Annotated in this window: 18 protein-coding genes; 7 read left to right on the top strand and 11 right to left on the bottom strand. The window is 69.7% G+C overall.

All coding sequences use genetic code 11. The features are described 5' to 3' along the window. Window positions 1-62: 62 nt before the first annotated feature. Complete coding sequence (locus tag ACWEOO_RS31125) at window positions 63-374, bottom strand: hypothetical protein (RefSeq protein ID WP_452146072.1); 312 nt, start codon at window positions 372-374, stop codon at window positions 63-65. Continuing rightward, complete coding sequence (locus tag ACWEOO_RS31120; protein ID WP_452146071.1) at window positions 371-1186, bottom strand: hypothetical protein; 816 nt, start codon at window positions 1184-1186, stop codon at window positions 371-373. The genes ACWEOO_RS31125 and ACWEOO_RS31120 overlap by 4 nt, the downstream gene beginning before the upstream one ends. Before the next feature lie 192 nt (window positions 1187-1378). Here ACWEOO_RS31120 and ACWEOO_RS31115 point away from each other — a divergent pair, with 192 nt between their 5' ends. Together ACWEOO_RS31115 and ACWEOO_RS31110 are read left to right on the top strand one after the other, a co-directional pair. Further along, window positions 1379-1906 carry an RNA polymerase sigma factor gene (locus ACWEOO_RS31115; RefSeq protein ID WP_359925848.1) on the top strand — a complete coding sequence of 176 codons (528 nt, stop codon included), beginning with the start codon at window positions 1379-1381 and terminating at the stop codon, window positions 1904-1906. Continuing rightward, on the top strand, window positions 1903-2946 hold the full coding sequence (locus tag ACWEOO_RS31110; protein WP_452146070.1) for a hypothetical protein: 1044 nt from the start codon (window positions 1903-1905) through the stop codon (window positions 2944-2946). Before ACWEOO_RS31115 ends, ACWEOO_RS31110 begins: the two co-directional genes overlap by 4 nt. Here ACWEOO_RS31110 and ACWEOO_RS31105 read toward each other — a convergent pair. Continuing rightward, window positions 2939-3820 carry an alpha/beta fold hydrolase gene (locus ACWEOO_RS31105; RefSeq protein ID WP_355700235.1) on the bottom strand — a complete coding sequence of 294 codons (882 nt, stop codon included), beginning with the start codon at window positions 3818-3820 and terminating at the stop codon, window positions 2939-2941. The genes ACWEOO_RS31110 and ACWEOO_RS31105 overlap by 8 nt on opposite strands. Window positions 3821-3839: 19 nt before the next feature. After that, window positions 3840-5369, bottom strand: a complete 1530-nt coding sequence (locus ACWEOO_RS31100; protein WP_452146069.1) for an MFS transporter — start codon at window positions 5367-5369, stop codon at window positions 3840-3842. Window positions 5370-5456: 87 nt separating this feature from the next. Here ACWEOO_RS31100 and ACWEOO_RS31095 point away from each other — a divergent pair, with 87 nt between their 5' ends. Next, a complete protein-coding gene (locus ACWEOO_RS31095; protein WP_363717166.1) occupies window positions 5457-6209 on the top strand; it encodes a ParA family protein in 753 nt (250 codons plus the stop codon). Here the strand turns inward: ACWEOO_RS31095 and ACWEOO_RS31090 are convergent. Continuing rightward, a complete protein-coding gene (locus ACWEOO_RS31090; RefSeq protein WP_452146068.1) occupies window positions 6203-7132 on the bottom strand; it encodes a DUF4349 domain-containing protein in 930 nt (309 codons plus the stop codon). The two genes, ACWEOO_RS31095 and ACWEOO_RS31090, sit on opposite strands and share 7 nt — an antisense overlap. Before the next feature lie 86 nt (window positions 7133-7218). Continuing rightward, complete coding sequence (locus ACWEOO_RS31085) at window positions 7219-9441, bottom strand: DEAD/DEAH box helicase (protein ID WP_452146067.1); 2223 nt, start codon at window positions 9439-9441, stop codon at window positions 7219-7221. A 252-nt stretch (window positions 9442-9693) separates the two neighbouring features. On the opposite strand from ACWEOO_RS31085, the gene ACWEOO_RS31080 reads away from it, so the two are divergent. Beyond that, window positions 9694-10374, top strand: a complete 681-nt coding sequence (locus tag ACWEOO_RS31080) for a ferritin-like fold-containing protein (RefSeq protein WP_452146066.1) — start codon at window positions 9694-9696, stop codon at window positions 10372-10374. A 66-nt stretch (window positions 10375-10440) separates the two neighbouring features. On the opposite strand, the gene ACWEOO_RS31075 is transcribed toward ACWEOO_RS31080, so the two are convergent. The 5 genes from ACWEOO_RS31075 to ligD all read right to left on the bottom strand — a co-directional run bounded on the left by ACWEOO_RS31075 (window position 10441) and on the right by ligD (window position 13138). Beyond that, window positions 10441-10716: a GlsB/YeaQ/YmgE family stress response membrane protein gene (locus ACWEOO_RS31075; RefSeq protein ID WP_452146065.1), complete on the bottom strand. Its 276-nt coding sequence runs from the start codon at window positions 10714-10716 to the stop codon at window positions 10441-10443. A gap of 146 nt (window positions 10717-10862) precedes the next feature. Then, window positions 10863-11090 (bottom strand): DUF3107 domain-containing protein, encoded by a 228-nt coding sequence (locus ACWEOO_RS31070; RefSeq protein WP_359925825.1) that lies wholly within the window; start codon window positions 11088-11090, stop codon window positions 10863-10865. 102 nt (window positions 11091-11192) lie between these two features. Then, the gene (locus ACWEOO_RS31065) at window positions 11193-11822 is read right to left on the bottom strand and encodes a TetR/AcrR family transcriptional regulator (protein WP_359925822.1); all 630 of its coding nucleotides are present in this window, start codon (window positions 11820-11822) and stop codon (window positions 11193-11195) included. 162 nt (window positions 11823-11984) lie between these two features. Further along, window positions 11985-12191 (bottom strand): hypothetical protein, encoded by a 207-nt coding sequence (locus ACWEOO_RS31060; RefSeq protein WP_359925819.1) that lies wholly within the window; start codon window positions 12189-12191, stop codon window positions 11985-11987. A gap of 20 nt (window positions 12192-12211) precedes the next feature. After that, window positions 12212-13138 carry a non-homologous end-joining DNA ligase gene (gene ligD, locus ACWEOO_RS31055; protein ID WP_359925816.1) on the bottom strand — a complete coding sequence of 309 codons (927 nt, stop codon included), beginning with the start codon at window positions 13136-13138 and terminating at the stop codon, window positions 12212-12214. Between the two features lie 42 nt (window positions 13139-13180). Here ligD and ACWEOO_RS31050 point away from each other — a divergent pair, with 42 nt between their 5' ends. From ACWEOO_RS31050 to moeZ, 3 genes are all read left to right on the top strand, one after another. Beyond that, a complete protein-coding gene (locus tag ACWEOO_RS31050) occupies window positions 13181-14095 on the top strand; it encodes an alpha/beta fold hydrolase (RefSeq protein WP_452146064.1) in 915 nt (304 codons plus the stop codon). A gap of 63 nt (window positions 14096-14158) precedes the next feature. Further along, entirely contained in the window at window positions 14159-16909 is a 2751-nt protein-coding gene (locus tag ACWEOO_RS31045) for a Calx-beta domain-containing protein (RefSeq protein WP_452146063.1), read from the top strand. Window positions 16910-17030: 121 nt separating this feature from the next. Continuing rightward, the gene (gene moeZ / locus ACWEOO_RS31040) at window positions 17031-18221 is read left to right on the top strand and encodes an adenylyltransferase/sulfurtransferase MoeZ (RefSeq protein WP_359925808.1); all 1191 of its coding nucleotides are present in this window, start codon (window positions 17031-17033) and stop codon (window positions 18219-18221) included.

The following is an 18221-nucleotide window of genomic DNA, read 5'->3' as shown; positions in this document are numbered from 1 at the left end:
ATACCCCGAAACCTACAAGCCCCAGGGTCCCCCGACCGCTGCCGTCAACCCTGCAACGATCCTCACCGAAGATCCGCGACCACACTCGCAAACACCTGCTCAGGCTCCAAGGCCCGCGCATCCGCCCGCCACTCCGCGAGGTGATCCGCCATCACCTCGGGATCCAACGCCGGAAGCCCACCCTCGATCAACCGCCGAGCCCCGCCCACGGTCACCGCCTCGTACACCAACTCCTGCTCCATGAAGAAGTCGTCCCGCACCCCGTCGTTCCGATGAAACCGCCCGGTGTCCGGCACGAAGCAATACACATCCTCGCCCAACACCGCCGCGACCCACACGAGCCGTTCCCCGTCCCGCACGACGTACAAGCTCACAGCTCTCGTCCTCTCTCGATAGGCCGGTCCCGACCGGTATCGGCCCGACGATCCAGTCCGGTTGTCCGCCGACCGCGTGCCTTCGGCTGCCCGCGATCAAGACCATAGCCTTGAACCGACACCGGAAAGTCGATGAGGCTGCTCAGCTGGTCCAAACCCACCGGATTCGGTAGGCAAGCCGTCAGACGGATGCATTCGAGTCTGGCCTGCTCGCGCACTACTCTCGGGAGTTCGTCGTCCCTGGCGAGTTCGTAGGGTCTGGTCGTCGCGTCCTTGACCGCGATCGCAGCCCTCGACTGCACCTGAATCTCGATCCGCTGCCCCCGTGGGTCCAAGGTGTTCAGATGGATGCCTTTGTACCGGCTGCCGTCGACGTAGGAGTTTCGGACGGCGGTGAGCTGCCATCCGAGATCCCGCAGGTTGTCGGCGCTCCGGCGGGTGACCTCCGGCAGCCGGCCGTGAACGGATGTCAGCACCGTATAGCGCTGAACGTCCTCGATCACCGGAACCTGCTGGCGCTTGCCGGTGTACTTCTTGATCTTGCGGGCCAGTGACTGCGGCGACTTGACGCGTCTGTCCGGTTGGTACAGCTCCAAGTCGGGAGCGACGACAGCCTGCAGGTCCGAGATCGCTGCGGCATCGCGCCACCCGATCGCCGCCAGGCTCTCCAGCGCGCGTCGAGAAGCCAGCTCACCAAAATCCGCGAGCAGTCCGGCCTTCGTGGGGGTCCGGTCTCCCCAGTCCAGGGGATGATTTCCGGCGAACGCGCGATGCAGTTCAACCGGCTCGGGCAGATCCTCCAACCTCTTCACGACCTGGTCCCCTCGTTCAACCGTCGGTCCTTCGACCGTATGGACTCTCGAGGGGGCTGTGGGGCGGGAAATCGGATCTGTGGATAACTCGGGTGGGTTACGGAATGGGGTGGGGTGGTGACGTTGGGGTGGTGGGGTCGTTGAGATTCGGGTAGGAGCCAACCGGGTGGGCTGATCGGGGGTAGAGAAGGTATGCCGACGATGACGGGTGAGCCGGTGGTGGGCGTGCAAGAGCCGCCGGGAGACGGGCCTGGGTTTGTGGCGTGGGTGCGGCCGCATCTGGTGGCGATGGCCCGGCTGGCGGGGCGGCTTGCGGTGGGGGCGGACCGGGACGACATCGTGCAGGAGGCGCTCGCGCGGGCCTGGGCCAAGCGGGGGCAGTACGACGCCAGTCGCGGTACGCCGTCCGCCTGGCTGCTCGCGATCACGGCGGATCAGGCCCGGAAAGCGGTACGCCGGATGCGCACCGGAGCCTCGCTGACCGTGATCGAGGACGCGGGGCCGGTGGCTTCACGGCCGGATCTCGATGCGCGGATGGACGTCGACCACGCGATCATGTCGCTGTCGGAGCGGCAACGGCTCGCGGTCGACTGCTATTACTTCGCCGACCTGTCCGTTGCCGAGACCGCGGCCGTCATGGGCTGCTCCGAAGGCACCGTGAAGTCCACGCTGTCCGACGCGCGCAACCGGCTCCGCACCCTACTGGAGGTGACCGAATGAACCAGACCGATGAAGTCGACGACCTGCTGACCCGGGCCGGCGCTCGCTGGCGGGCTGACCAGGAGGCGCCGCCGGAGCCCGACCTGGAGTACATGCTGAGCGGCGGCCGGAAGAACCGGCGCTGGGTGCCCGCGCTCGCGGCGGCCAGTGTCGCGGTCGTGGCGGCCGGCGTCCTCTCCGTACTGCCGGACCCGAAGACCCCGGCACCTCCCGCCGCGACGGCAACCGGCGCCCCGCAAGCGTTTGCTCAGGGCAACGACAAGTGGCTGGTGAAGCCGGGTGACAAGGTGCAGGTGAGCGGCGAGATCATCGCCGTACCGGGCAAGGCCCCGGTCTTCTGTGCGCCGCTGCCGAAGACCGCGATCGGCTACCTGCCGGGGAAGGAGCCGGCGCCGAGCTGCCCGGCCGACTTCGCGGTCGAGCTCAACGGTCTGCAGGTCGACCGGATCCCGGGCGTGACCACGATCAAGGGCGTCCGGACCGGCCAGGCGTCCGTCACCGGTATCTGGCGCGACGGCTCGATCGACGTCCAGCAGCAGGCCGAGCCGATCCGCACAGCCGACGCCGGTCTGCCGAAGCTGCCGTGCGCGGCCCCGGCCGGCGGCTGGCCGTCGAAGCCCAGCAACATCTGGTCGACCGCGGTGAAGACGTTCCTCGCCGCGCATGCCGCCCAGGCCTACGGCCCGGTCACCTACTACCCGAACGGCACGTCCCGCAACGCCCCCGTGGTGATGATGGTCGGTGTCGCGCACGGTGATCTCGCCGCGTTCCGTACGGCGTTCGAGAAGGTGTACAGCGGCAACCTGTGCGTGGCCCCGGTCCTGATGAGCAACGCCGACAGCGACCGGGTCCGGGAGACGCTGAACGGCATCCTCAGCAAGCAGAACCTCGGCGTGTACATGAGCGGAGGCGCCGACGGGATGACCGGCGGAGCCGCGCCGGTTCAGCTGCTGGTCTACACCGAGCAGGTGAAAGCCGCTCTGACCCCTGTCGGCCTCGACCTGCTCGACGTCCAGCCGGCGGTCCGGCCGGTCAGGTAGTGGTAGCGGTCAGGTCCGGGTAGTCGTGGAAGAAGTCCACCAGGAGGCGGGCGGTCGCGGCCGGCTGGTCGATGGCCGGTGAGTGGCCGGCACCGGGGATGACCTCAGCCTGCACACCGAGGCGCTCGGCCATCGCCTCCTGGACCGGGATCGGCCAGCCGTCGTCGGTCTCGCCGTGCAGCACCTGCGTGCGGACGCCGGACTTGGCGAGCTGATCGGTCTTGTCCTCGGCGTCGGTCAGCCGGCGGGTGATCTCCGCCAGGCTGGTCGGTACGTTGCCGGTGAACCGCTTCCGCAGGAACGCGACGATGTCGTCGGCCGGTACGACGTACCCAGGGGCCTTGCGGTCGTGCTCGAGCTTGAAGTCGTACACCTGCTCGATCGGCAGGTTCGCGAGCCCGAACGCGAGCATCTGCAGGCTCTGCAGCGTCGCCTCGTCGGTGAACGCGGCCGGTCCCGAGCAGAGCAGGCTGAGCGTTGAGAACACCGACGGGTCGGTCAGCACGGCCTCACGCGCGACCAGCCCGCCGAACGAGTGCCCGACCAGCTGGCTGTACCCGCCGAGCGCCTTGCTCATAGCCACCACGTCCGCGCCCAGCTCGGCCAGCGAGTACGCCGACGCGTCGGCCGGACCCGGCGTCTCGTACTGACCACGCTGGTCGACGGCCACCGCCCGCCACCCGTACCGGCACAGGTGGTCGACGAGCGGTGTGAAGTCCTCTTTGCTGCCGGTCCAGCCCGGCACCAGCAGGACCGTGCCGAGCGGCGTACCGATGTCGGGTACGGCGGTCAGCGTGGCGAACGAGCCACGGTCGGTCTCGAGTGTCTCGGGGCGCACCCCGTCGGGCAGCGTCAGCGTACGCGGCGTACTCACAAGTAAAGAGACTAACCGCTCACCTGGTCCGAACCAGCTTGGCCGTGGTCGCGGCAAGGATCAGAACCATCACGACACTCATCACAGCCGCCAGCTGTACGCCGTTGGTGTACGCGTCCCGCGCCGTCGTGAGCAGCTGCTGGGCGAGCGGTGCGGGCAGCTGCTCAGCCTCGACCACGGCACTGCCCAGAGTGTCGCGTACGGAGTCCGGTGCGCCGGCCGGCACCGAGACCCCGGCGCGGTAGACCGCTGTGACGATGCTGCCGGCGATGGCGATGCCGAGCGCGATCCCGAGCTCAGTGCCAGTCTCGCCCATCCCGGACGCCACACCGGCTCGCTCCGGCGGTGCGCTGCTGATGACGACGTCGTACGTGAGCGCCAGCACCAGCTGGATACCCAGACCGGCGAGACTCAGCCCGATGACGACCGGCCAGCGCCCGGTCGCGGCAGCCATCAGTGCGAGCCCGGGCGCCGCGACGAGGAAGCCGACGGTCATGGCGGTGCCGGGCCGGAATAGACGGATCACATACGGACCTGCGAGCGTGCCTGCGATGCCCGCGACCGTCGTGGGCAGCATCCAGAGACCGGCCTCGAACGGGCTCATCCCGAGCACGAGTTGGAAGTACTGCACGGCGAGGAACTGCATCGCGGCCAGCACGTACAGCCCGAAGGTCTGCGCACCGAGCGAGGCGCTGAACGCGGACCGGCGGAACAAGTGCAGATCGAGGAGCGGCTCGGACAGTCCGAGCTGGCGGCGGACGAACCACCAGCCGAGTCCCACACCGACCACCGCGACAGCCAGAGTGCCCGGGTGCAGGCCGCCCTTCGCGGTCTCCTTGACGGCGTAGACCACCGAGAGGATCGCCGCGACCGACAGAACGACGCTGAGCAGGTCGATCCGGCCCGCGCGCTCGTTGCGGTACTCGGGGAGCAGCAGCGGCCCGACGACGAGCAGCAGCACCAGCGGCGGGATGCCGATCAGGAACACCGATCCCCACCAGAAATGGTCGAGGAGGACGCCGCCGATGAGCGGACCGGCCATGCCGCCGATCATGAAGTTCGTCATCCAGATCGCGATCGCCAGCCGGCGCTGGCCGGGATCGCGGAACATGTTGCTGAGCAGCGACAACGTCGACGGCATCAGGGTCGCCCCGGCCAGGCCGAGCAGGGCCCGCGCGGTGATCAGCAGCTCCGCGCTGGTCGCGAACGCCGCCAGCAGCGAGGCGACGAGGAAGCCCGCCGCACCGATCATCAGCAGGCGGCGGCGCCCGATCCGGTCGCCGACCGTCCCCATGGTCACGAGCAGCCCGGCCACCACGAAGCCGTACACGTCGACGATCCACAGCAGCTGCGACGAGCTGGGGGCGAGGTTGGCACTCAGCGCCGGAGCCGCGAGGTGCAGCGCGGTCCCGTCGAGGCCGATCAGGACGGTCGGCAGCGCCAGAACGGCCAGTCCCAGCCACTCCCGCCGCCCGGCCCGGGCCGGTACCGCCGGCTGGTCGTCGCAGTCGGGGGTCGGGGGATCGGGGCAGATGCTCGTTCCGGTCATGTCCAGCATGCTCGGAGCTCAAGTGGCCTTGAAGTCAACAGGTCGGTCGGTGTGGGCCCGCGGTCCGCCGTACGGCACAATGGCCGGGTGCCTCGCACTCTCGCGGTCGCCAATCAGAAGGGCGGCGTGGCCAAGACGACCACGGTGGCCACCCTCGGCGCAGCCCTGGCCGAGCTCGGCCAACGGGTGCTGCTGGTCGATCTCGACCCCCAGGCCTGCCTGACGTTCTCGGTTGGTATCGATCCCGAGGACCTGGACCAGTCGATCCACCACGTGCTGCTCGGCGGCGTGCGCGCACGCGACGTACTGATCGAGTCCGACGACGCCCCGGACCTGCTGCCCGCCACGATCGCGCTCGCCACCGCGGACGTCCAACTGGCCCGGGAGAGCGGTCCGGAGCAGGTCCTGCGGACCGCGCTGCGCCCGCTGCGTACGTCGTACGACTGGATCATCGTCGACTGCCCGCCGACCCTCGGGCTGCTCACCGTGAACGGCCTGTCCGCGGCGTCCGACGTGCTGATCCCCTTGCAGTGCGAGACGTTGGCGCATCGTGGCGTTGGGCAACTACTCGACACCGTGAACGACGTCCAGCGGCTGACGAACCCGGGTCTGCGGGTGCTCGGCGTGCTGCCGACGCTGTACGACGGCCGTACGAGGCATGCCCGGACGGTCCTCGAGACGATCGCGGACACGTACTCGCTGGACGTGCTGCAGCCGGCGATCCCGAAGTCGATCCGGTTCGCGGAGGCGCCGGCGATCGGCGACACCGTGCTCAGTACGGCGCCGGCCTCGCCCGGCGCGAAGGCCTACCGGGCGTTGGCCGGCGCACTACTTCACTGACCGTTGTTCGGCGCCGGCGGGGGTAGCGGGGCCGGCTGGCGGCGCAGCTTGTTCCGGAAGAGCCACAGCGGTACGAGGACGATCGCGAGCAGCACCAGGAACGGCAGCAGCGCGCCGACGGCGGTCGCGATCGCGGAGAACACCGCGGTGAACGCGTGCCAGCCGCCCTTCAGGCCCGCCACGAAACCTTTGTCCGGCTCCTCGACGGTCTGCACCGGCGGCTTGCCCTTCTCGGTCAGCGTCAGTGTGAGCGTCGCGAGGTCGGTCTGCAGGGCCAGGTTCTTCTGCTTGGCCAGCAGCGACTCCAGGTCCGACTCGCGGCGGGTCAGCTCACTCTCGACCGAGACGATCTCGCCGATCGTGTTCGCCTTCGTCATCAGCGCGCGGGTCCGGTCCAGGCTGGCGCGCTGCGACTCGATCCGGCTGGCGACGTCGACGACCTGCTCGGTGACGTCGGTCGACTCCTGGTGGATCTGCAGGCGCTTCCCGAGGTCGGACAGCCGCTGGATCGCGGTCTCGAACGACTTGGTCGGCACCTTCAGGACCAGGTTCGACCGGTTGATGCGGCCGTCGGGGTCGCTCATGGTGTCCTCGGCGGCCACCTGACCGCCGAGGCCGGTGATCGCGGCGACCGCCTTCTGCCGCAGGGCGGAGACGTCCTCACCCTCGACGGCCAGCGAGCCGCTCTTGATGATCGCCCGCGTGATCGTCGGCTCGTCCTTGCCGCCGCCACCGGACGAGTCCGACTTGCCGGCGGCCGGCGCCTGCGGTTTCGCGTTGCCCGCCGCCTCGCCGGAGCTCTGCCTCGGCGCGGCCGCGGAGTCGCCGGCCGAGTTGCTGTCGTTGCCACTGGCACTACAACCGGCCAGCACCACGACCCCCACGACAGCCATCACGGCCGTCACCGCCCTGATCCGCCTCATCACCCAGCCCCTCTCTCGTGATTACCGTCCTAGGACGGCCCACGCGGGGCTGGGTGTTGCAGCGTCAGATCACCATTCGGAAACGGTCACTCCGGCGCACTGAAGATCGGCGTCGTCGCCGCCTTCCGCGCCCGCTTCACCGGCTTCTCGTCCGCAGCCGGCTCCTCCGCCGCGCTAGCAGCGGCCTTCCGGGTCCGCGTGCGCTTCACAGGCTTCTCGCCGTCGCCGGCCGGCTGCTCGGCCTTCGCCTCGGCCGCCGGCGCCTGCGCGGTCTTGCGGGTGCGAGTGCGCTTGACCGGCTTGTCCTCCGCAGCCGCAGCCACCTCGGCAGCGGCCTCCGGCGCGTCAGCCGTCTTACGCGTTCGCGCCCGCTTCACCGGCTTCGCGTCCGCCGCCGCTTCCGCAGCAGCCGGTTCAGCCGCAGCCGCCTTCCGGGTCCGCGTGCGCTTCACCGGCTGCTCGTCCGCGACCACCTCGGCCTGCGCCTCGGGTGCCTGCGCTGCCTTCCGGGTGCGCGTGCGTTTGGCGGGCTGCTCGTTCGCGACGACCTCGGCCTGTGCCTCGGCAGCCTCAGGCGCCTGCGCGGTCTTGCGGGTCCGCGTGCGTTTGGCGGGCTGCTCGTCCGCGACCACTTCGGCCTGTGCCTCGGCTGCCGGCTCTGGTGCCTGCGCCGCCTTCCGGGTCCGCGTGCGCTTCACCGGCTGCTCGTCCGCGACCACCTCGGCCTGTGCCTCGGCAGCCGCCTCGGGCGCCTGTGCCGTCTTGCGGGTGCGCGTGCGCTTGGCCGGCTTCTCGTCGGCTGCCGGCTCGTCCGCCTTCGCCTCGGCGACCTCGACCTCGGCTACGACCGCCTCGGCCGTGGGGGCCTCTGCGGTCTTCCGGGTGCGCGTGCGCTTGCGCGCCTTCCGGGCGGGTGCCTCCTCGGCGACCGTCTCGGTCGACACCGGTACGTCGGTCTTCGTGGTGACGTCGGCGCGCTCCTCGAGCGGCTGGCCGGCCCGCGTGCGCTTCCGGGTCCGGTTCCGCTTGCGGCCCGGCCGCTCGCCGTCGGAACGGCCTTCGTCGCGGCGACCGCGCGGCCGGTCCTCCCGCGCCTCGCGGGCCTCCTGCGGCGCGCGCACCGGACGGATCCGGCCCTTCGCCTCCGACGGGATCCCGAGGTCGTGGAACAGCTCCGGCGACGTGGAGTAGATCTCCTGCGGCTCGTCGTACGGCAGGTCGAGCGCCTTGTTGATCACCTTCCACCGGGTCACGTCCGGCCAGTCCACGAAGGTCACGGCGATGCCGCTGGCCCCCGCGCGCCCGGTCCGCCCGATCCGGTGGATGTAGGTCTTCTCGTCCTCCGGGCAGGTGTTGTTGATGACGTGCGTGACGCCCTCGACGTCGATACCGCGGGCGGCGACGTCGGTGCAGACCAGGACGTCGATCTTGTCGCCGCGGAACCGGGTCAGCGCCCGCTCGCGGGCCTGCTGGTTCAGGTCGCCGTGGATCGCGGCCGCCTTGAACCCGCGGTCCTGCAGGTCGTCGGTCAGCCGGGACGCCTCGCGCTTGGTCCGGCAGAAGATCATCACGCGGCCGCGGTCCTCGGCCTGCAGGATCCGGGCCACCACCTCGGGCTTGTCCAGATCGTGCGCCCGGTAGACGAACTGTGCCGTGGTCGGCACCATCTGGGTGTCCTCGTGCGACTCGGCCCGGATGTTCAGCGGGTGCCGCATGTGGGTGCGGGCGAGGCCGATCACGGCCGACGGCATGGTTGCCGAGAACAACATGGTCTGGCGCAGCTCGGGCGTCTTGCGCAGGATCCGCTCGACGTCGGGCAGGAAGCCGAGGTCGAGCATCTCGTCGGCCTCGTCCAGGACCAGGACCTTGATGTGGCCGAGGTCGAGAACGCCCCGGTTCGCCAGGTCCAGCAGGCGTCCCGGCGTACCGACGACGACGTCGACGCCGGTCTTCAGCGCGTCGAGCTGCGGTTCGTACGCGACGCCGCCGTAGATGGTCAGGATCCGCACGGTGCGGACGGTGGAGGCGGTCTGGAGGTCCTTGGCGACCTGGATGGTCAGTTCCCGGGTCGGGGTGACGACGAGCGCCTGCGGCTTGCCGGGCGCGACCAGTTCGGCGTAGTCGGCCTCGTGCGGCGCGATCGTGCGCTGCAGCAACGGGATGCCGAAGCCGAGCGTCTTGCCGGTGCCGGTACGGGCCTGCCCGATCAGATCGGTGCCCATCAGGGCCACCGGGAGGGTCATCTCCTGGATCGGGAAGGGTTCGACGATGTCGACGCGGTCGAGCGCGTCACAGATCTCGGGCAGCACCCCGAGCTCTCGGAAGGTGGTCAGGCTGATCGCCTCTCACATGCTTGGTGCGGACAGATGCTCAGTGGCCGGGCGCCTGGGGCCTTCTAGCCCCGATCGTGAGGCGCGGGGACACTGTGCAAGCACCTCGCACCAGCTTGCCCATCTGGGCGCGTCACCGGCGAATCGCCCACCAGTGTAACCGCAGCGGCTGTCAACGCCGCTTCGTGTGGCATGCGCCACTCCCGTGCGCGGCCCGATAGGGTGCCGGGCATGGAGCAGACGGCCTTTGACGACCCCGCCTACCGGGCCGCGGCGGTGGACCTGCTGGGAGTGCTCGCGTACGGCGAGCTGACCGCGTTCGAGCGGATGGCCGAGGACGCCAAACTGGCCCCGACCCTGGACGACAAGGCGGAGCTGGCGGCGCTGGCGACCACCGAGTTCGGGCATTTCCAGCGGCTCCGGGACCGGCTCGTCCAGCTCGGCGTGGACCCGATGGACGCGATGCGGCCGTTCGTCACGCCGCTGGACGCGTTCCACGACCACACCGCGCCGTCCGACTGGCTCGAGGGCCTGGTCAAGGCGTACGTCGGGGACGGGCTGGCCAACGACTTCTACCGGGAGATCGCGTCGTTCGTGGACGCGGAGACGCGGGCGCTGGTGCTGGAGGTGTTCGCCGACTCCGGTCAGGCCGGGTTCGTGGTGGATCGGGTGCGGGCCGCGATCGACGAGGACCCGAAGCTCGGCGGGCGGCTGGCGCTGTGGGGCCGCCGCCTGGTGGGCGAGGCGCTCAGTCAGGCGCAGCGCATCGCCGCCGACCGGGATTCGCTGGCCGCCCTGCTGGCCGGCAGCGTGGACCGTCCGGGCCTGGACCTGGCCGCGATCGGCCGGATGTTCACCCGGCTCACCGAGGCCCACACCGCCCGCATGACCGCCCTGGGCCTGCAGGCCTGATCTCTCCGGACAAGGGCAACGGCCGCCTTCCCCCGCGGGGGTGGCGGCCGTTTGGTTGTGCCTGCGTCAGGCGGCTTTGGTCTTGCTGTTCCTTGCGGAGATGATCGCGACCACGATCGCGGCGCAGATGATCTGGATCAGGTACTGGGTCCAGTCCGGGCCGGGGGTGTCCTTGACACCGAGGAGCTTCGCGATCAGACCGCCGATGAAGGCGCCGATGCCGCCGCCGAGGATGGTCCAGCCGAGGCTGATGTTCTGCTTGCCGGGGAGCACCAGCCGGGCCAGCGGCCCGAAGATGATGCCCGCGATGAGACTGACGATGATCATCCAGACCCAGTACACGGTGTCCTCCTAGTGAGGGATGGTGAACCTGCGCCGGTCCGGTGCCCCGTGACAAACCAGACCACCTGAGCGCAGGTCTCACCGTCATCGTGCCCTCTCGGTGGCTTTCCGCAACCGGGACACGCGCGACTGTGTCCGGAACGCGATCAGATCGCGCCGAATCCGACCTTGCGGGTCGACACCTCGCCGATCTCGACGTAGGCGAGCCGGTCGGCCGGGATCAGCACCCGGCGGCCCTTCTCGTCGGTCAGCTCGAGCAGACCGGACTTGCCGGTGAGCGCCGCGGCGACCAGTGCCTGGACCTCTTCCGGAGTCTGCTCGCTCTCCAGAACCAATTCCCGATTGGCGTGCTGCACGCCGATCTTGACCTCCACGAAACCCTCCGGGCACGTTCGACCGGCGACTCTCGCCGATGACACTTCGAGCCTATCCGGTCGTTCTGCCGGGCCCGCACCCGTCCGCCGAGAGCAGAACCGTCAGCCGTCGGTGCGCGGGAAGCCCCGGATACCCCGCCACGCGAGGGAGGCGACCAGGTCGGCGGCCTGCTGCTGCGGGAACGACGGGTCGCCGGCGCCGAGCCAGTACCGGGCGCTGACCTGGGCCATGCCGACCAGGCTGACGGCCAGCACCATCGACTGCTCACGGCTGAGGCCGGCATCGGCGCTGATCACCTCGGAGACCGCCTCGGCGCACGCGTGCGTGACCCGGTCGACGCGCTCGCGGACGGCCGGCTCGTTGGTCAGGTCCGACTCGAACACCAGCCGGAAGGCGCCCTGCGCGTTCGCCACGTAGTCGTAGAACGCGTGCATCGTGGCCGCGACCCGGAGCTTGTTGTCCTCGGTCGACTTCAGCGCGTCCTGCACCGACGCCACGATCGCGTCGCAGGAGCTGTCCAGCAGCGCCAGGTACAGCTCCAGCTTCCCGGGGAAGTGCTGGTACAGGACCGGCTTGGACACGCCCGCGCGGTCGGCGATGTCGTCCATCGCGGCGGCGTGGTACCCGTTCGCGACGAAGACCTCCTGGGCCGCCTCGAGCAGTTGGGCGCGGCGAGCCAGCCGGGGCAGGCGGCTGCCACGCTTGGGTGCGGTCTCCGGTGTCGTCGACACGGTCGGCTCCTTCGGTGGTGCTCTCCGGCGGCCGGCTTCGTCCGGCACCGGGTCGTTCCACGAATCCTACCCAGCAGTCCTTCCCGTCAGTAGCTTCCCCGCCGACCAACCCGCCACGGACCGTTCCATCGTGGTACTGCGGTCCGCGGCAGGGTACGGCGGTCAGCGGTAGTCGTCCTCGTCGGCGTCGCCCACCTCGCGGCGCTGCTCCTCCACATCCGCCGGGTCCGCCTCGCTCGGGAGTCCGGACTCCTCGGACCGGTCGTCCACCACGGTCGAGGCCAGGCGCTGCTCGAGCACGTCCGCCTCGGAGGCCTCGGTCGGCAGGTTGTCGTCGCCCGGGCCCTCGTAATCGGGTCCACTGGTCATCTGGCTCGCGCTCCTCTCATCTAGGCCGGTAGCGGCTTGGGGTCGTCGTACAGCCCTTCGAGTACGTCGCCGTACTCCTCGATCCGGGCGAGTACGTCGTGCGGCAGGAACCGGAGGTCCTCGGGGGAGGTCGCGGACGCCACCTCGTCCCAGTCGATCGGTGTCGACACCCGCGGCTCGTCGGAGCCGCGCAGCGAGTACGGCGCCAGCGTGGTCTTGGCGCTGGCGTTCTGACTCCAGTCGATGAACACCTTGTTCGGCCGTAGCGCCTTGGTCATGTTGGCGGTGACGTTCTCCGGCAGCGCCTCCGCCAGCTGCTCGGCGAGCTGCTTGGCGAACGCACTGGTCTGCTTGGACGGCGCGGGCTCGATCGGTACGTACAGGTGCATGCCCTTGTTCCCGGATGTCTTCGGCCAGCCTTCCAGACCGAAGTGGCCGAGCAGTTCCCGCAGCCCCAGCGCCACGTCGCAGCACTCGACGATCGTCGCTCCCGGCCCGGGGTCGAGGTCGAACACGATCAGGTCCGCCCGCGGGTCCTTGCCCTGGTCGGACAGCCCGATCCGCCACTGCGGCACGTGCAGCTCCAGTGCGGCCAGATTGGCCAGCCACACCACGGTCTGTACGTCGTCGCACACCACGAAGCTCATCTCGTCGCGTCCGGTGGAGCTGCCGGGCGTCGGCAGCGTCTCGGTCCGCACCCAGGCCGGCGTACCGCGGGGAGCGTTCTTCTCGAAGAAGTACGCCGCCTCGGTGCCGTCCGGCCAGCGCTTGCGGGTCAGCGGCCGGTCGGACAGGTGGGGGAGGAGCAGCGTCGCCACCTGGTGGTAGTAGTCGATCACCTCGGCCTTGGTGAACCCGGTCCGTGGATACAGGACCTTGCCGAGGTTGGTGAGCTTCATCGTCTGCCCGTCCACCTCGGTCGTCAGCTGCTGCTGCGCACCCGCCATACGTCCCAGTCTCCATCAGCGGAGCGGCCTAACATGGGTGCTGTGGATAGTTACGGACCAGTAACCGGAGACGGGTCGCCGCTGGCGGTCCGGGACTGGCCGGTGCGGCGGGTCCCGGTCTCCGGCGTGGATGTGGCGGTCAGGGACCTGCCCGGTGCGGCGACGGACCTGCCGCCGGCCCTGTTCGTGCACGGCCTCGGCGGGTCGTCGCTGAACTGGACAGCCCTCGGGCTGCTCCTGAACGACTCGGTCCGCGGCATTGCGCCCGATCTCCCCGGTCACGGGCGTACGCCGCTGTCCGGCGTGACCGGGATCTCCGAGCAGGCCGACCTGCTCGCCCAGCTCCTGGAGCGGGAGTACGCGGGCCCGGCGCATGTCTTCGGGAACTCGATGGGCGGGGCCGCCTCGGTGGCTCTGGCGGCGCAGCGGCCGGACCTGGTCGCATCGCTGACGCTCGTGTCGCCGGCCCTGCCGCATCCGCGGGTGTCGGCCAGTGCCCTGTGGTTCACGGCGCTGGCAACTCCCCGGCTCGGTCCGGCCGTCCTGGAGCGGACGAGGCGGATGCCGTTCGACCGGCGCTTCCAGGCGTCGCTCGCGATGGTGTTCGGTGATCCACGAGGGCTGGATCCAGAGGTGCGGGCGGCGTACGAGGAGGAGCTGCACCGTCGCGACACCGACCCTTGGGCCCAGCAGGCCACAGTCGATGGTGCGCGCAGCATCCTGCGGTCCTCGCTGGCCCCACCGCGGCGGTCGCTCTGGGCGGACGCAGCGACGGTGCAGTGCCCGGTGCTGCTGATCTACGGCGGCAAGGACCGCCTGGTCGACGCGCGGATCCGGACCAAGGCCCAGCGCACGTTCCCGGACGCGCGCACGCTGTACCTGCCGCGGTCCGGACATGTCGCGCAGATGGAACATCCGGATCAGGTGGCGCGGGCGTTCCGTCAGTTGATCGGCTGATCGAGTCGAATCCGACGCCCGGCTGAGACACGACTGAGCGGAGGGTCAGGTCAACTTGGGCGCGTGAATGGCAGAACCGCCCGAAATCTGTCGTTGGGAATCGCCGTACTGCTCGGTGTGGGGCCGCTGACCGCGACCGCCGCACCGCCAGTAGTTGCTCAAAGCAACCACTGGGACGTGCGGCCGCTCGCCAACGGATTCCAGCTGACCCTTCGTCTCGACGAGCCCGCGCCGATGCGTGCGTCCCTTCCGCGGCTGGAGGTCGACGGCAAACCGCTCGGTGTCGCCAAGCAGTCGCCGGACCGCAGAACGCTGACCCTGATCAGCACGGACCCGGCCGTACTGAAGGCGCGCGACGTACGCCTGGTCTGGTCCGGGGACCTGGGGAAGGAGTCCGGCAAGAGCCGGGCTGTCAACCCGGCCGGACCGACTGATGCCGACTGGCTGAAGGCGCGGCGCGGCCCGCTGCTGCCGTCGGACCCCGGTGCACCCGGCAAGTACAAGGTCGACACCGCGGAGTATGACCTGGGTGAGGAGGCCGTCTACCTGCCGGGCCTCAAGCACCGAGCGGAGCTGCGCGGGAAGGTGTACTCACCACGTGGTGCGGTAGGACCGCGGCCGCTGGTGGTCTTCCTGCACGGCCGGCACGAGGTCTGTTATGGCGAGCCCACCCACCCGTCCGACGACGAGAAGCCGTGGCCGTGCCCGCCGGGGATGAAGCCCATCCCCAGCTTCCGGGGGTACGACGGCCCGGCGACCGCGCTGGCCAGCAATGGGTACCAAGTGGTGTCGATCAGCGCCAACGCGATCAACGGCTGGGACAGCGACGCGTACGACGCGGGCGCGCAGGCGCGGGCCGAGCTGATCCTGGACCACCTCGCACTGTGGCGGAAGTGGTCGACGATCGGCGGTGGCCCGTTCGGCACCCGCTTCGTCGGGAAGATCGACCTCCAGAACGTGGGCCTGATGGGGCACTCGCGGGGCGGCGAGGGCGTGGCGCGGGCGGCCGTGCTGAACGCTGACCGCGGCGGGCCGTACGGGATCCGCGCGGTACTGCCGCTGGCTCCCACGGATTTCGCGCGCGCCACGGTGCCGGGTGTCGCGATGAGCGTCGTACTGCCGTACTGCGACGGCGACGTGTCCGACCTGCAGGGCCAGAAGTTCTACGACGACACCCGATACTCGGTCGGCGGCGACACCGCACCGCGCTCCACCGTGACGGTGCTGGGCGCCAACCACAACTTCTTCAACACCGAGTGGACCCCTGGCCAGTCGGTCGCTCCGTCGAACGACGACTGGTTCGGTGACGAGAAGGCGTCGCCGTGCGGAGCCAAGTACGCCGGCCGGTTGACCGCGAAGGAGCAGCAGGCCGTCGGCACGGCGTACGTCGCGGGGTTCTTCCGCCTGCAGTTGGGGCGCGAGACGCAGTTCCTGCCGCAGTTCGACGGCTCGGACTCGCGGGCGGCGTCTGCCGGGAAGGCCGTCGTACGAGTGGTGTCGCAGGCGCCGCTGAGGTCACGGCGGGACCTGAACCACTTCGACAAGCCACTGCCGGCGGGAGCGGTCAGCGGCAAGCTGTCGGCGACCGTGTGCGCCGGTGTGACCGCTACGAACCTGCGGGCGAGTACTCCGACGTGCATGGACACCGAGGACTGGGGCAACGCGCCGCACTGGGACACAGCGTGGTTCGCCGCGAAGACACCGACCACCGCGGTCACCAAGCTGAAGTGGACAAGTACGAACGGCGTGCTGCGCGTCGACGTACCGGCTGGGCACCGCGACGTACGGCGGTTTGCGGCCCTGACGTTCCGTGCCGCGCCTGACCCGTCCGGTGCGCCCAAGACCGACCTGAGCGTCCGTGTGGTCGACGGACACGGACGGGCGGCCGTGGTACCGGTGTCCGCGGTCAGTGACGCGCTGGTGCGGATGCCGGGGAACAACGAGGTCGGCCTGCCGAAGAACCTGCTGCGGACGGTCCGCATCCCCGTGTCGTCGCTGAAGGGCGTGGACCTGCGCGACGTACGTGCTGTGGAGCTGCGGACGGACAGGGTCGCCAGCGGGTCGGCGTACGTGAGTGACCTGGGCTTCTCGTCGCCCGGACTCGGCTTCTCGGCGCCGGCAGTGCTGCTGCCGAAGCTGTCCGCCTCCAGCGTCACGGTGAAGGAGGGGGACAAGGGCACGCACACGGTGGACTTCTGGGTCCGCCTGTCGCGGCCGAGCATCCGGCCGGTCAGCGTGTACGTCGAGACCAACGGCGAGCTCGGCGAATCGGTCGGGGACGTGGCGCAGCACCTGGTGTTCAAGCCCGGCCAGATGCGCCAAAAGGTGACTGCGCCGATCAAGGCGAACACCCGAGACAGCTACGACCTGCCGTTCAATCTGGTGCTGTCGGCGCCGCACGACGCGCTGCTGGACGAGTCTTTCGGTCATGGTCTGGTCATGGACGACGACCCGACGCCGACACTGACCCTGACGAACCTGAAGACGCCCGAGAAGGCCGGCGTGGTGAGCTTCGGAGTGAAGCTGTCCGCGCCGAGCGACAAGTACGTCAGCTTCTCCGGCGTCCTGAAGGACGGCACGGCGGTCATCCGCAAGGACTACACCGGCGTCAACGACGACGGCACCGGCCCCGCGGACCGGACGATCGACGGGTACATCGAGCCCGGCAAGACCACCGGCGACCTCCAGGTCAAGATCCTCGACGACAAGCTCAAGGAACCGCAGGAAACCTTCACCGCGGTGATCCAGCAGGTCGACGGCGCCGTCCTCAAGATCCCGGCATCCCTGACCGCCACGATCACCGACAACGACTGAGACGCGCGTACCGGGATGTGGACCCGGACGGGGGTGCTTGGGAGAGTGCGGGAACATGGAGGTGGGAGAGATGGTTGAAAACCGGAGATCCCGTCCGACGTCTTCCTGAGGAGCCGACAACGTGTCACTGCCACCGCTGGTCGAACCGGCCGACGAGCTGACGATTGACGAGGTGCGGCGGTATTCGCGGCACCTGATCATCCCCGAGGTCGGGATGGCCGGGCAGAAGCGGCTGAAGAACGCCAAGGTGCTGGTGATCGGCGCCGGCGGTCTCGGCAGCCCGGCGCTGCTGTACCTGGCCGCCGCCGGTGTCGGCACGCTCGGCATCGTCGAGTTCGACACCGTCGACGAGTCCAACCTGCAGCGTCAGGTCATCCACGGCCAGTCCGACGTGGGCAAGTCCAAGGCGCAGTCCGCCAAGGAGTCCATCCTCGAGGTCAACCCGTACACGAACGTCGTCCTGCACGAGACCCGGCTGGACAACGACAACGTGTTCGAGATCTTCGAGCCGTACGACCTGATCGTCGACGGCACCGACAACTTCGCCACCCGGTACCTGGTGAACGACGCCGCGGTGCTGCTGCACAAGCCGTACGTGTGGGGCTCGATCTTCCGCTTCGACGGCCAGGTCAGCGTCTTCTGGGCCGACAACGGCCCGTGCTACCGGTGCCTGTACCCGGAGCCCCCGCCGCCCGGCATGGTCCCGTCCTGCGCCGAGGGCGGCGTGCTCGGCGTGCTCTGCGCGTCGGTCGGCGCCGCGCAGGTCACCGAGGCGATCAAGCTGCTCACCGGGATCGGCGACCCGTCGCTCGGCCGGCTGAACATCTACGAGGCGCTCGACCTGAACTGGCGCACCCTGAAGGTCCGCAAGGACCCGAACTGCGCCATCTGCGGCGAGAACCCGACCGTCACCGAGCTGATCGACTACGAGAGCTTCTGCGGTGCGATCACCGAGGAGGCGGCCGACGCGGCCGCCGGCTCGACGATCTCGGTCAAGCAGCTCAGCGAGTGGATCAAGCTCAAGGACAACGGCGAGAAGGACTTCGTCCTGATCGACGTCCGGGAGCCGAACGAGTACGAGATCAACAAGATCCCGGGCTCGGTGCTGATCCCGAAGGCGGACTTCCAGACCGGCGTGGCGCTGGAGAAGCTGCCGCAGGACAAGCAGCTGGTCTTCCACTGCAAGTCCGGCGTCCGCTCCGCGGAGGTGCTCGCGATCGCCAAGGGCGCGGGCTTCTCCGACGCCGTCCACGTCGGCGGCGGGGTCGTCGCCTGGGTCGACCAGATCGACCCGAGCCAGCCGTCGTACTAG

The sequence above is a fragment of the Kribbella sp. NPDC004138 genome, assembly GCF_053603655.1.
The sequence above is the reverse complement of the archived record's forward strand: the minus strand, read 5'-3'. Positions and strand labels throughout refer to the sequence as shown.